General features: G+C 50.6%; 11 protein-coding genes. All 11 read left to right on the top strand.

All coding sequences use genetic code 11. The features are described 5' to 3' along the window. Positions 1-7: 7 nt before the first annotated feature. The 11 genes from BCOA_RS17665 (at position 8) to smc (ending at position 14,068) form a co-directional block, all read left to right on the top strand. Positions 8-1,693, top strand: coding sequence for a DAK2 domain-containing protein (locus BCOA_RS17665; RefSeq protein WP_014095493.1), 1,686 nt, complete (start codon positions 8-10; stop codon positions 1,691-1,693). Between the two features lie 278 nt (positions 1,694-1,971). Then, on the top strand, positions 1,972-2,634 hold the full coding sequence (sdaAB, locus tag BCOA_RS17655; protein WP_014095492.1) for an L-serine ammonia-lyase, iron-sulfur-dependent subunit beta: 663 nt from the start codon (positions 1,972-1,974) through the stop codon (positions 2,632-2,634). A gap of 121 nt (positions 2,635-2,755) precedes the next feature. Next, positions 2,756-3,643 carry an L-serine ammonia-lyase, iron-sulfur-dependent, subunit alpha gene (gene sdaAA, locus BCOA_RS17650; protein WP_014095491.1) on the top strand — a complete coding sequence of 296 codons (888 nt, stop codon included), beginning with the start codon at positions 2,756-2,758 and terminating at the stop codon, positions 3,641-3,643. Next, on the top strand, positions 3,636-5,684 hold the full coding sequence (gene recG / locus BCOA_RS17645; protein WP_014095490.1) for an ATP-dependent DNA helicase RecG: 2,049 nt from the start codon (positions 3,636-3,638) through the stop codon (positions 5,682-5,684). Before sdaAA ends, recG begins: the two co-directional genes overlap by 8 nt. Before the next feature lie 108 nt (positions 5,685-5,792). Beyond that, positions 5,793-6,374 (top strand): transcription factor FapR, encoded by a 582-nt coding sequence (fapR, locus tag BCOA_RS17640; RefSeq protein WP_014095489.1) that lies wholly within the window; start codon positions 5,793-5,795, stop codon positions 6,372-6,374. Positions 6,375-6,489: 115 nt separating this feature from the next. Next, entirely contained in the window at positions 6,490-7,482 is a 993-nt protein-coding gene (gene plsX / locus BCOA_RS17635; RefSeq protein WP_026683987.1) for a phosphate acyltransferase PlsX, read from the top strand. A 16-nt stretch (positions 7,483-7,498) separates the two neighbouring features. Continuing rightward, positions 7,499-8,437: an ACP S-malonyltransferase gene (fabD, locus tag BCOA_RS17630; RefSeq protein WP_014095487.1), complete on the top strand. Its 939-nt coding sequence runs from the start codon at positions 7,499-7,501 to the stop codon at positions 8,435-8,437. A gap of 16 nt (positions 8,438-8,453) precedes the next feature. Next, entirely contained in the window at positions 8,454-9,197 is a 744-nt protein-coding gene (gene fabG, locus BCOA_RS17625) for a 3-oxoacyl-[acyl-carrier-protein] reductase (RefSeq protein WP_014095486.1), read from the top strand. An 83-nt stretch (positions 9,198-9,280) separates the two neighbouring features. Then, the gene (acpP, locus tag BCOA_RS17620) at positions 9,281-9,514 is read left to right on the top strand and encodes an acyl carrier protein (protein WP_014095485.1); all 234 of its coding nucleotides are present in this window, start codon (positions 9,281-9,283) and stop codon (positions 9,512-9,514) included. A gap of 221 nt (positions 9,515-9,735) precedes the next feature. Continuing rightward, the gene (gene rnc, locus BCOA_RS17615) at positions 9,736-10,476 is read left to right on the top strand and encodes a ribonuclease III (protein WP_014095484.1); all 741 of its coding nucleotides are present in this window, start codon (positions 9,736-9,738) and stop codon (positions 10,474-10,476) included. Between the two features lie 19 nt (positions 10,477-10,495). Further along, positions 10,496-14,068 carry a chromosome segregation protein SMC gene (gene smc, locus BCOA_RS17610; protein ID WP_014095483.1) on the top strand — a complete coding sequence of 1,191 codons (3,573 nt, stop codon included), beginning with the start codon at positions 10,496-10,498 and terminating at the stop codon, positions 14,066-14,068. The last annotated feature ends 81 nt before the right edge of the window (positions 14,069-14,149 follow it).

Here is a 14,149-nt window from a genome sequence, read left to right as displayed (position 1 = left end):
AAATTTTGTGGTTACATCACTGGATGGAAAGCGTTTTGCAGAAATGGTCATACAAGGGGCGAACCATCTTGCGGCAAATGCCAAAACGGTTGACGCCCTGAATGTATTCCCTGTCCCTGATGGCGATACGGGAACAAATATGAATTTAACGATGACTTCCGGTGCAAAGGAAGTGCAAAAAAATGTCCAGGCGCATATCGGGTCCGTTGCCGCAAGTTTTGCAAAAGGGCTGCTGATGGGCGCGCGGGGCAATTCGGGCGTGATTTTATCCCAGCTGTTCCGCGGCTTCTCCAAATCGATTGAAACTAAAGCGCATATTTCCGCAAAAGAGTTTGCAGCGGCTTTTCAGGCCGGGATCGAGAGCGCTTTTAAGGCGATCATGAAGCCGGTTGAAGGAACGATTCTCACCGTTGCAAGGGAAGCGGCCAAAAAAGGCGTGCAAACGGCGAAAACCGAAAAGGATCTGGCGGCAGTCATGGAAGCGATCCTCGGGGAAGCGAAAACGACGCTGAGCCGGACGCCGGACATGTTGCCGGTGTTAAAAGAAGTCGGCGTGGTCGACAGCGGCGGCCAGGGGCTTGTTTTTATTTATGAAGGCTTTCTTGCCGAGTTAAAAGGGGAAGAGCTGCCGGATACACCGTCCGTCATGCCGTCAATGGACGAGCTCGTAAACGCCGAACACCATAAGCATGTGCAGGACTTTATGCGTACGGAAGATATCAAATATGGGTACTGCACGGAAATTATGGTCAGACTCGACCGCTCCAAACCGTCCGCCAAGACATTCTCGGAGGAGCGGTTCCGCAGTGATATGAGCCGTTTCGGGGATTCCCTCCTGGTCATTTCGGATGATGATATCGTGAAAGTCCATGTCCACACTGAGCGCCCGGGTGATGTTTTGAACTACGGCCAGCAATACGGCAGCCTCATTAAGTTAAAAGTGGACAATATGCGCGAGCAGCACAGCGCGATCGTCGGCGAAACGCATCACGCGCTTGTCGGCGAAAACGAAGCGGAACAGGCGCAAAAAGAAAAGAAAGATTACGGTGTCATTACGGTTGCGATGGGGGACGGAATTGCTGCGCTGTTTAAAAGCATCGGCGCCGATGTGGTCATTGAAGGTGGCCAGACGATGAACCCGAGTACCGAAGACATCTTGAAAGCCATTGAAGAGACAAACGCAAAACAAATCATCATTTTGCCGAACAATAAAAATATCGTCATGGCAAGCGAGCAGGCTGCAGGACTGGCGGAAGAAAAAGTGGCCATTGTCCCGTCTAAAACCGTGCCGCAGGGAATGGCGGCGCTGCTCGCATTTAACCCCGGACAGCCGTTTGATAAAAACGTCCAAGCAATGGAAGAAGCGCTCGGCCGCGTAAAATCCGGCCAGGTCACCAATGCGGTCAGGGATACGAATATTGACGGCATCTCCATCAAAAAAGGGGATTATATGGGGATTTACGAAGGGAAAATCGTCAAAACGAGCCCTGCTCTGTTGGAAGCATCCGGGCAGCTGCTTTCGCAGATGATCGGCGCGGAAGATGAAATTGTCACCATCATATACGGACAAGATGTCAGCAAGGCGCAGGTGGACGAACTCGTTTCCTATATTGAAACCAACTGGCCGGAGATAGAAATTGAAGTCCATGAAGGCAGGCAGCCGTTATATTCCTTTATTTTGGCAGTGGAATAAGATTGCTTGCCTGCATATTATAAAAAGAGCTTGCTGAATACGAAAAAATGCACCATCCGCTGCTGTTTGTTTTCATCTGTTGCAGCGCTTTCAAGTGCAAAGCTTTCATCCATTCTTTTTTGGTAAAAAGGTTCCAGTTCGGGCGAGCCGGCCGAACCAACAGCCGGTTTTGCCCGGCAAACTTTAAAGCAGCTAACGGCAGGTGCGGCCTGAAAAACGGGGCGCACCCACCAAGATTGAAATCGCGAAAAAACACAATAATGTGGGTGTGATGCGCAATGAAATATAAAAGTGTTTTTGATATTATCGGCCCGGTGATGATCGGGCCCTCGAGCTCCCATACAGCAGGTGCCGCGCGCATCGGTCGGGTGGCGAGAAGCTTATTCGGCAGGCAGCCAAAGTGGGCAGACATCCATTTTTACGGATCGTTCGCGACCACCTATAAAGGGCACGGTACAGACGTTGCCATTGTCGGCGGCCTGCTCGATTTTGACACGGATGATGAACGGATCAAATCTTCTCTTCAGATTGCGGAACAGCACGGACTTTCGGTAAAGTTTTTCGTGGAAAGCGCCGTCCCGGACCACCCGAACACGGTAAAGATCCGGATGGGCGACGCATCGGGAGATATGGAACTGACCGGTATCTCAATCGGCGGCGGAAAAATTGAAGTAACAGAACTAAACGGCTTTGAGCTACACTTATCCGGCCACCATCCGGCCGTGCTCGTCGTTCACCAGGATCGCTACGGGGCGATTGCGGCCGTATCCAATATTTTATCAGCACATGAAATCAATATCGGCCATATGGAAGTATCGCGCAAAGAAGCCGGAAAGATGGCATTGATGGCTATCGAAGTGGACCAGAATCTCGATGATGCCGTCATTGAAGAAATGAAGCGGCTCCCGAATATTACCCAGGTTGCAAGAGTTGTAGATTAATAGTGAGAAAAAAGCGCAGCTGCTAAGCAGGTGGCGCTTTCTTTTGGCTGTCTTTAAAAAAATGTGCGTGCATCCTTGCCTGTGCCAGGAGAAGCAGCATGGATATTGAAGGAGGGAAATTATGTTTCGGAATGTTGCTGAGCTTGTAGAACTGGCCGAACAGCAAAATAAAAAAATCTCGGAAATTATGATAGAGCAGGAAATGGAAGTAACCGGAAAATCGAGGGAAGCCATCATAAAAAAGATGGATGAAAATCTGGCTGTGATGGAAAAAGCAGTTGAAAAAGGGATTGCCGGCGTCCACTCCCACTCAGGGCTTACGGGCGGCGATGCCGTACTGCTGCAAAAATATATTGAAAAAGGCAATTTCTTATCTGGCGCAACCATTTTGGATGCCGTCAGCAAAGCCGTTGCGACAAATGAAGTGAACGCGGCAATGGGAACGATTTGCGCAACGCCGACGGCCGGTTCTGCCGGCGTCGTGCCGGGAACGCTTTTTGCAGTTAAAAACAAACTGCATCCGACGCGTGAAGAAATGGTCCGTTTCTTATTTACAGCCGGCGCATTCGGTTTTGTGGTGGCCAATAATGCGTTTATTTCCGGCGCAGCAGGCGGCTGCCAGGCAGAAGTCGGATCAGCCGCCGGGATGGCTGCCGCGGCTATCGTTGAGATGGCAGGCGGCACACCGGAACAATGCGCCCATGCGATGGCCATTACGTTGAAAAATATGATCGGCCTGGTATGCGATCCTGTTGCCGGTCTTGTGGAAGTGCCATGCGTGAAACGGAATGCGATGGGGGCGGCCAATGCGATGGTTGCGGCAGATATGGCGCTGGCCGGCATTAAAAGCCGGATCCCTTGCGATGAAGTGATTGATGCGATGTACCGCGTCGGGCAGCAGATGCCGACTGCGCTCAAAGAAACAGCGCGGGGAGGCTTGGCAGATACGCCGACCGCCCGGAAACTGGAAGCCAAAATTTTCGGTATGCCGCTTGATCTGCATGAATAGCCCGCTTGATCAGCCGGTATCCGTCTTAAAAGGGATCGGTGAAGAAACGGAAGCAAGCCTCGGGCAGATGGGGATCTTTACCATCTATGACCTGCTTACTTATTTTCCTTTCCGGTATGAAGATGACCGGCTCAAAGATTTGCGTGAAGTCCGGCATGATGAACGGGTGACGGTGACGGGGAGGGTGCATAGCGAACCCTCCCTCATCTATTATTCAAAAAAACGGTCACGCCTGTCGATGAAAGTGTTCGCAGGCGATTTTCTCATTACGGTTGTCTGTTTTAACCAGCCGTATTTGAAAAAGAAAATCCATGTCCATGATGTGATTACGGTTACCGGAAAATGGGACATGCACCGGCAGACGATTACGGCCCAATCCGTAAAAACAGGCACGGCTGATCAAACGTCCGGATTCGGGCCCGTCTATGCGGTGAAAGGCAAAATGACGGTAAAAACGTTACGCAAATACATTCAATCCGCCTTTCATGCTTATGGCAGTGAAATCGAAGAGGCGCTGCCGGCAGAAATGCTTGCAAAATATAAATTAATGCCGAAAAAGCAGGCCATGTATGCGATGCACTTCCCAAAATCGGAACAGGAAGTGAAAATGGCGAGAAGGACCATTGTATACGAAGAGTTTTTGGCTTTTCAGCTGAAGATGCAGGCGTTAAGGAAATTCGAGCGCGAACATTCAAACGGCCGGGCCATCCGCTATGATGTGCGGAAATTAAGACATTTTATCGGCTCCTTGCCGTTTTCATTGACGGCCGCCCAGAAAAGAGTAGTGAACGAAATTTGCGCGGACTTGAAGTCGCCGTTCCGCATGAACCGTTTACTCCAGGGAGATGTCGGCTCCGGGAAGACGGTCGTCGCTGCGATTGCGTTATACGCTGCGGTGACGGCGGGATTTCAAGGGGCGCTAATGGTCCCGACGGAAATTCTCGCCGAGCAGCATGCCGAATCGCTTTGCCAGCTGCTCGAACCGCACGGCGTCCAGGTCGCTTTACTGACGAGCACTGTAAAAGGGAAACGGCGAAAAGCGCTTTTGGAACAGCTTGGTACAGGCGGTATCGATATTTTAATCGGCACGCATGCTTTAATCCAGGAAGATGTGGCATTTTCGCGGCTCGGCCTTGTGATCACCGATGAACAGCACCGGTTCGGGGTTGAGCAAAGACGGATTCTTCGCGAAAAAGGGATGAATCCGGATGTGCTTTTTATGACGGCGACGCCCATTCCGCGGACGCTTGCCATCACCGTGTTCGGCGAAATGGATGTTTCTGTCATTGATCAGATGCCGGCCGGCCGGAAAAAGATTGAAACGTACTGGGTGAAAAACAATCTGTTCGAAAGGGTGCTCGGCTTTATCGAAAAAGAGCTCAAAAAAGGCAGGCAGGCGTATGTTATTTGTCCGCTCATCGAGGAATCCGATAAGCTTGACGTCCAGAACGCGATTGATGTGTATGCCATTTTAAACCAATATTTTAATGGCAGGTATACAGCCGGGCTGATGCATGGCAGGCTGCCGGGTGACGAAAAGGAAGCAGTCATGAAAGCGTTCAGCCGCAACGAAATTCAGGTGCTTGTGTCGACAACGGTTGTCGAAGTCGGGGTCAATGTGCCGAATGCGACCATTATGGTCATTTATGATGCCGAACGGTTCGGCCTTGCCCAGCTTCACCAGTTGCGCGGCCGTGTCGGCAGGGGCGATGCACAATCGTATTGTATTTTGCTCGCCGACCCGAAAACGGAAATCGGCAAAGAGCGGATGAAAATTATGACAGAAACGGACAACGGCTTTGTTTTGAGCGAAAAAGACCTCGAGCTTCGCGGACCCGGCGATTTTTTCGGAAAAAAACAAAGCGGGCTGCCGGAATTTAAAGTGGCCGATATGGTCCATGATTTCCGGGCGCTTGAAACAGCCAGGCAGGATGCGCAGCAATTGATCAGTTCCGATACATTCTGGCATGACCCGGCTTTTTCACACTTGCGGCGCCAGCTTGAAGCATCAGGTGTGCTCGAAGGGGAGAAACTGGACTAAAGGAAGTTTGCGTTTTGCCAGGGGAGCTTTGGCAATTCTTGCAAACTTCCTTTTCTTTCTATATACTACGATTAGTACCAAGTCCTAAAATTTCGGATGGTGTCACCCATGAAAATGAAAAAAAAGGACCGGCAGCAAAGTTTGCAGGAAACCATCAGGCAGAATCCTTTTATCACAGATGAAGAACTGGCGGAAAAATACCATGTCAGCGTGCAGACGATCCGCCTTGACCGGCTAGAGCTTTCCATTCCGGAACTGCGGGAAAGGATCAAAAACGTTGCTGAAAAGCGGTTCGCCAATGAAGTAAGGGCGCTGCCGATCGAAGAAGTCATCGGGGAAGTGATCGATATCGAATTGGATCGCAGCGCCATCTCTATTTTTGATGTCAAAAAAGAACATGTTTTTAAGCGAAACGCCATCGCCCGCGGGCATCATCTGTTTGCGCAGGCCAACTCGCTTGCCGTTGCCGTCATTGATGATGAACTGGCCCTCACGGCGAAAGCCACCATCCGGTTTTTGCGGTCCGCGAAAATCGGCGACCGCGTCATTGCCAAGGCAAAAGTGGCGAACGTCAATCAGGAAAACGGCAGAACGACTGTGTTTGTTGAAAGCTATGTCGGCCGTGACCTCGTCTTTAAAGGCGAATTTGAAATGTATCGGGATCATGCCGGAAAAGGCGGCAGTGCTTAAATATGCTTCGCGGACAGGTGAACCATTTTCCCGGGGACCGGCAACCCCGGTTGCGGCACGGCCGGGAAAACTTTCGCACGGGAAAAGCTTGATTTTAGAAACGGGGCTGAACAGAATGAAATTAGCAATTGATGCAATGGGCGGGGATTATGCCCCAAAAGAAATTGTACAAGGGATTAACCGGGCTGTAAACGCATTTCCGGACACGGCGTTTATCCTGTTCGGGGACGAAACGCAAATCAGGAAGGAACTGGAAACGTCTGACCGCGTTGCCGTTATCCATACCGATGAGGTGATATCTGGAACAGACGAACCGGTGCGGGCTGTTCGCCGCAAAAAAAATTCTTCCATGGTGCGCATGGCCCAAGCCGTGAAAGACGGGGAAGCGGACGCGTGCATCTCAGCCGGAAATACGGGCGCTCTAATGGCATCCGGTCTCTTTGTGGTTGGCAGGATTGAAGGTATTGAAAGGCCGGCCCTTGCCCCGGTGCTCCCGACAACCGACGGGCACGGTTTTGTCATGCTCGATCTCGGCGCAAACGCGGAAGCCAAGCCGGAACATTTGCTGCAGTTTGCCATCATGGGCTCGCTGTATGCCGAAAAGGTAAGAGGCTTAAAAAATCCGCGCGTCGGCCTCTTAAATATCGGGACGGAAGAAAAGAAAGGCAATGAATTAACAAAAAAAGCATTTCAACTTTTAAAAGAAACCGATTTGAATTTTACCGGCAATGTTGAAGCCCGCGACCTGCTCGAGGGGGCGGCGGATGTCGTTGTCACAGACGGGTTTACCGGCAATATGGTGCTGAAAACGATTGAAGGTACGGCCGGATCCTTGTTTTCCATGATCAAAAAAGTGTTCATGCACAATCTGAAGACAAAATTGGCCGCTGCGATGATTAAATCAGAACTGTCGGGCCTGAAAAATATTATGGACTACTCGGAATACGGCGGATCAGGCTTAATGGGGCTGAATGCGCCGGTCATCAAAGCGCACGGTTCCTCAAACGCCAATGCAATTTACAATGCGGTACGGCAGGCGCGTGAAATGGTACAGTCTGACGTCACCGGCAAAATCAAACACGCAATTCAACAACTTGAACAAAAGTAAGGATGGAGGAAAAGAGATGGGAAAAATAGCGTTTGTTTTTCCAGGACAGGGATCCCAGACGGTTGGCATGGGGCAGTCGGTTGCCGGTGCAAATGAAAAAGCGGCGGCTGTTTTTCAAAAATCAGATGAAAAGCTTGGGATGGACTTATCCGGGCTCATTCAAAACGGCCCGCTGGACAAACTGACCCGTACCGAAAATGCCCAGCCGGCACTTTTAACGGTAAGCACTGCGATTTTACAGGTGCTTCAGGAAGCGGGCATCCATGCAGATTTCACAGCCGGGCACAGCCTTGGCGAATATTCGGCGCTTGTGGCAGCCGGCGCTTTGTCTTTTGAAGATGCCGTATATGCGGTACGCAAACGTGGCGAATATATGGATGAAGCATTCCCGAACGGTGCCGGGGCAATGTCCGCCGTGCTCGGGCTTGACCGCGGCGTGCTGGAGGAAGTTGCAGATGAAGTGAGCAGTGAAGGGGAAACGGTCCAGCTCGCGAATTTGAACTGTCCCGGCCAGATAGTCATTTCCGGGACAGCTGCCGGAATTGAGAAAGCGGGCGCCCTTGCCAAGGAAAGAGGGGCGAAACGCGTCCTCCCGCTTCAGGTAAGCGGTCCTTTCCACTCCAAATTGATGGAACCGGCGGCGGAAAAATTCAAGACGGTTCTTGACGAAATTGCAATTCAGGATGCGACGGTTCCTGTGATCGCCAATGTCGATGCCGAAGTGGAAACGGGCGCTCAGGACATCAAAGAAAATTGTATCCGCCAGCTCTATTCCCCTGTTTTATGGGAAGATTCTGTCAAAAAAATGATCAGCCTCGGCGTTGATACCTTTATTGAAGTCGGGCCGGGCAAAGTGCTTTCCGGATTAATCCGGAAAATTGACCGCAGCGTAAAAACATATGCCGTCCAGGATATGGAAACCCTGGAAGCTGCGGTTGGCGCGCTGCAAAAATAATGGAGGAGGAGACCGAATGCTTTTAAAAGACAAAGTTGCGCTTGTGACCGGTGCGTCCCGCGGCATCGGCCACGAAATCGCGCTTGCGTTTGCCGCTTCCGGCGCGCATATTGCAGTCAACTATGCAGGGAATGCTGAAAAAGGGGAAGAAGTGGTAAACGCCGTCCGTTCTTATGGTGTGGAAGCCTTTGCCATCCGGGCTGATGTTTCGAATGAATCGGAAGTGCAGGAAATGTTCAGACAGGTGCTGGAAAAATTCGGCAAACTTGATATATTGGTGAATAACGCCGGCATCACCCGGGATAACCTTTTGATGAGGATGAAAGAAGCAGAATGGGATGCAGTCATCGATACCAATTTAAAAGGGGTCTTCCTGTGCACAAAAGCGGCGGCACGGCCGATGATGAAGCAGCGGAGCGGCAAAATCATTAATATTGCCTCGGTTGTCGGCATCAGCGGCAACCCCGGTCAGGCCAATTATACCGCTGCCAAAGCCGGTGTCATCGGGCTTACAAAAACGGCGGCGCGTGAGCTGGCAAGCCGCGGTATTACCGTAAACGCCATTGCCCCGGGCATGATTGAAACGGATATGACCGATAAGCTGACGGAAGACATCAAAGAAGGCATGCTGGGCCAAATCCCGCTTTCCCGTTTCGGCAAGCCGGAAGATGTGGCAAAGACTGCCCTGTTTTTGGCAAGCAGCAGTTCCGACTACATTACCGGGCAAACGATCCACGTTGATGGCGGAATGGTCATGTAACGGTCGCGGCAAAGCTTGTTTTTAAGTTTCGCTTTATTAATTATAAAAAATCCTCTATAATACCTTGAGGGGAGGTGAACCGCATGGCAGACGTATTAGAGCGTGTGACAAAGATCATCGTTGACCGCCTTGGTGTCGAAGAATCCAAAGTTACACTGGAAGCGAAATTCAAAGAAGATCTTGGCGCTGATTCCCTTGATGTAGTGGAATTGGTGATGGAATTGGAAGATGAATTCGGAATGGAAATTTCTGACGAGGATGCTGAGAAAATTGTAACAGTGGGTGACGCTGTAAATTACATACAAAATCAGCAGTAATCGTCTTCATGTAAAATGTCCCGCCCCATAAAGCGGGACATTTTTCTCTAATCCGGCGTCAATCGTCTCCTGCCTGAGGATGGTAAATGGGCAAAAAAGCGCGATCCCTTTTTGCCTATTTACGACCGCCCGGGTCCTGGGAGATGCCTTTGCGTTCAGCAGTATTTTTCTATATATTTAAGTTAAGTTGAAACTATATCAAGATATCGGGTGGATGAACGATGGTAAAAAAAATAAAATCAGATGAAGAACATGTAGTAAACAAATTCGGCAAGCTGCAGGAACAACTCGGGATCCATTTTCAAGACGTAAACCTGCTGAAACAGGCTTTTACGCATTCCTCCTATGTGAACGAGCATCCGGAAAAGCGCAGGCACGACAATGAAAGGCTTGAATTTTTAGGCGATGCCGTCCTGGAACTGACCGTTTCCCATTATTTATTTAACCGGTTCCCGTCGATGAACGAAGGGGAAATGACGAAATTGCGGGCGTCCGTCGTCTGTGAGCCGTCGCTTGTCATTTTTGCCAATGAGCTGCATTTTGGCGAGTATATCCTGCTCGGTAAAGGCGAGGAAATGACCGGCGGCAGAACGCGCCCGGCTCTTTTAGCCGATGTGTTTGAAGCGTTTATCGGCGCGCTTTATTTGGACAAGGGGTTAAAGGCTGTTGTTTCCCTTCTTGAAAAAGTCGTATTCCCGAAAATAGACGAGGGGCTCTTCAGCAGCACGGCGGATTATAAAAGCAAGTTGCAGGAGTACGTCCAAAAAAGAACATCCGGTGTGTTGGAATACACGATTCTCGATGAACGCGGCCCTGCGCATGATAAGGAGTTCGTCTCCAGTGTGTCGTTAAACAATAAAGCGCTCGGGACAGGAAAAGGCCGCTCCAAAAAAGAAGCGGAACAGCAGGCTGCGCAAACGGCTTTATCCAATTTGCAGAAAGAAGAAAAAAAGAAGCCGTAAAGAATGGAGGGGGAACGGATTGTTTCTGAAACGTCTCGATGTGATCGGATTTAAGTCATTTGCGGACCGAATTTCCTTTGAATTTGTTCCGGGCGTGACAGCGGTTGTCGGCCCGAACGGCAGCGGCAAAAGCAATGTGATCGACGCCGTCCGCTGGGTGCTCGGTGAACAATCAGCGAAAAGCCTGCGCGGTGGAAAGATGGAAGATGTTATTTTTGCCGGCAGCGATACAAGAAAACCGTTGAATTTTGCAGAAGTGACGTTAACGCTTGAAAACGAAGGCCGCGCCCTTCCGATCGATTACCAGGAAGTAAGCGTGACAAGGCGGGTGTACCGTTCAGGGGAAAGCGAGTTTTATATCAATAAACAGCAGTGCCGGTTGAAGGATATTGTGGAATTGTTTATGGATTCCGGCCTTGGCAAAGAAGCTTTTTCCATTATCAGCCAGGGGAAAGTGGAAGAAATTTTAAACAGCAAAGCGGAAGAACGCCGCAGCATTTTTGAAGAGGCAGCCGGCGTTTTAAAATATAAGACGCGCAAGAAAAAAGCGGAAGTGAAGCTTGCCGAAACGCAGGATAACTTAAACCGTGTTAGCGACATTCTGTATGAACTGGAAAGCCAGCTTGAGCCGTTGAAAATGCAGGCATCGGTCGCAAAAGATTATCTGGAACAAAAGGAAGCATTGAAAAATTATGAAATTGCCGTTTTGGCGTATGAAATAGAATCATTGCATGGCGAGTGGGAATCGCTTAAATCGCAGCTTGAAGCACACCGGGATAAAGAAGCGGGGCTCTCTTCCGAAATCCGCAAACAGGAAGCACAGCTGGCAGAAAAGCGCAATCAACTAGATGCACTCGATGAATCGATTCAAGACTTGCAGAATGTGCTGCTTCAAGCGACAGAAGAGCTGGAAAAACTCGAAGGGCAAAAAGAAGTGCTGAAGGAACGCAAAAAGAACGCCAGCGAGAACAAAGCCCAGCTTGAGAAAAATATAAATGAAGCGGAGAACGCTTTAAAAGAACTGGAAGCCCAAAAGGAAAAGCTTTTGCAAACGGCGGCGGAAAATGAACAAGCCTTATCGTCCCTGAAAGAAAGCGTGAAAGAGAAGGAAGCGGGCCTTTTCCGCCTCAGCACGAATCTGGAGGAAAAAATTGAGTCTTTAAAAAGCGACTATATTGAACTGCTGAATGAGCAGGCAAGCGGAAAAAATGAAAAGCGCCTGCTTATGCAGCAGGTGCAAACGTCGTTAAACCGCCTCAGCCGGCTTGAAGCCGACAACCGCAAATATGTCGATGAACGGGAAAAAGTGCGGGAAAAGAAAAAAATGGCGACCGGCCGCCTTGCAAAAATCAAACAGGAGCTGGAAGCGGCAGCCGGTGCCTATATGGAAAAGCAAAGGCAGCTGGAGTCCGTAAACAGCCGGTATCAAAAACAGGAGTCCAATCTGTATCAGGCATACCAATATTTGCAAAAAGCGAAATCACGGAAAGAAACGCTTGAAGAGATGGAAGAGGATTATACCGGCTTTTACCAGGGCGTGCGCGAAATTTTGAAAGCCCGCGGCAAACAGCTGGAAGGCATTGAAGGCGCTGTGGCTGAGCTGGTCCGGGTGCCCGCGCCTTACGAAAAAGCGGTTGAAACAGCACTGGGTGCTTCGATGCAGCATATTGTGACAGAAACGGAACGGCATGCGCGGCACGCCATTGCATTTTTAAAAGAGCGAAAGGCCGGGCGGGCGACTTTTTTGCCGCTCGATATTATCAAGCCGCGGGCCATTCCGGAAGCAAGCCTCAAACCGCTCCGCAATGAAGAGGCGTACGTCGGCGTGTGCGCGGAGCTTGTCCGCTTTGAAAGCCGCTACCAGTCCATTGTGTCCAATTTGCTCGGCCATGTCCTTGTAGTCCGTGATTTAAAAAGTGCAAACAAGATTGCCAAAATGCTCGGCTACCGCTACCGCATCGTGACGCTTGACGGGGATGTTGTCAATCCGGGCGGCTCGATGACAGGCGGGGCTTCGAAACAAAACAGTGTGTCACTCCTTTCGAGAAAAAGCGAACTGGAAGCATTAAAAGAAAAGCTTGCCGGCATGGAAAAAACAACGATGGCGCTTGAAACGGAAGTCAAAGCATTGAAAGCCGAAGCTTCCCGCATGCAACAGGAGCTGGATGAAGCGAGGAAAAACGGCGAAGCGCTGAGACTTGGAGAACAGCAGGCGAAAGCGGAACTGGAACGGCTTGCGGTTGAGGAAAAAAATCTGGATGAGCACCTGCTCGTCTACGATATGGAAAAACAAGAGGCGGAAAAGCAGCAGGATGAAGCCCGCAAACGGATCGGCGAACTGGAAGATATGCTTGCGCGTACCGGCGAAAAAGCGCAGGAGCTGGAAGCGGAAATTGAAGCCCTGACCGTAAAGAAAAACGATGATTCGACGGCAAAAAGCAGGCTCCAGGGCGAACTCAGCGATTTAAAATCGACGCTTGCCGTAAAGATGGAACAGGCGGCGCGCGACCGCGAAGAGCTTGCGCGGCTGGACCGTGAAATAAAGGAGTGGGCGTCACGTAAAGCGCGTTACGACGAGCAGTACCACTTTCTTACGGACGAATCGAAGAAGCATCACATGTCGGAAAGCGAACTGGCGGAAGCGGCCGAACAAAAATCGCGTGACAAAAACGATACGCTCGCCTTTATCGCCGTGCGCAGGGAAGAACGGGCCCGGCTGACAGCAGAGATGGAAGACCTGGAACGCGGCCTGAAGGAATGGAAACGGCAGCAAAAAGGGCTCCAGCAGGCCATTCAGGATGAAGAAGTCAAAGCAAACCGGCTGGATGTGGAACTTGAGAACCGGCTTCAAAGGCTCCGCGAAGAATACACGCTCACCTTTGAAGCCGCGAAAGAAGCCCGCCCGCTTAATGTTTCCCTGGAGGAAGCACGCAAAAAAGTGAAGCTGATCAAACTGTCGATTGATGAGCTTGGCGCCGTCAATCTCGGCGCGATCGAAGAATATGAGCGTGTATCGGAACGTTACCAGTTTTTAAAAGAACAGGAGACCGACCTGCTTGAAGCAAAAGACACCCTTGACCAGGTGATTACGGAAATGGACGGCGAAATGATCCGCCGGTTCGATGAGACGTTTAACGCCATCCGGAACGAATTCGAACCGGTTTTCCGCGAGCTTTTCGGCGGTGGGAGAGCGGATTTGCGGCTGACGGATCCGAAAGATTTGCTTACGACAGGCGTGGAAATTTTCGCGCAGCCGCCGGGGAAAAAACTACAAAATCTCGGGCTGCTTTCAGGCGGCGAAAGAGCGCTGACCGCGATCGCGCTTTTGTTTGCGATTTTGCGTGTGCGCCCGGTGCCGTTTTGCATTCTCGATGAAGTGGAAGCTGCGCTGGATGAAGCCAATGTATACCGGTTCAGTAAATATTTGAAACAGTTCAGTGCGGAAACCCAGTTTATTGTCATCACCCACCGGAAAGGGACGATGGAAGAAGCGGACGTCCTCTACGGGGTAACAATGCAGGAATCCGGCGTATCGAAGCTTGTGTCGGTCAAACTGGAAGAATCAACCGACCTCGCTTTTCAAACGTCTTAAACAGGACGAATCGGCGCCGGGTTTAAAAAGAAGCACCCGTGCCACAAGCGGGCCGGCAGGGATAAACATCAGGGCGGCGAT

It is taken from the genome of Heyndrickxia coagulans 36D1 (assembly GCF_000169195.2).
GTDB classification, from domain to species: domain Bacteria; phylum Bacillota; class Bacilli; order Bacillales; family Bacillaceae_C; genus Weizmannia; species Weizmannia faecalis.
The sequence above is the reverse complement of the archived record's forward strand: the minus strand, read 5'-3'. Positions and strand labels throughout refer to the sequence as shown.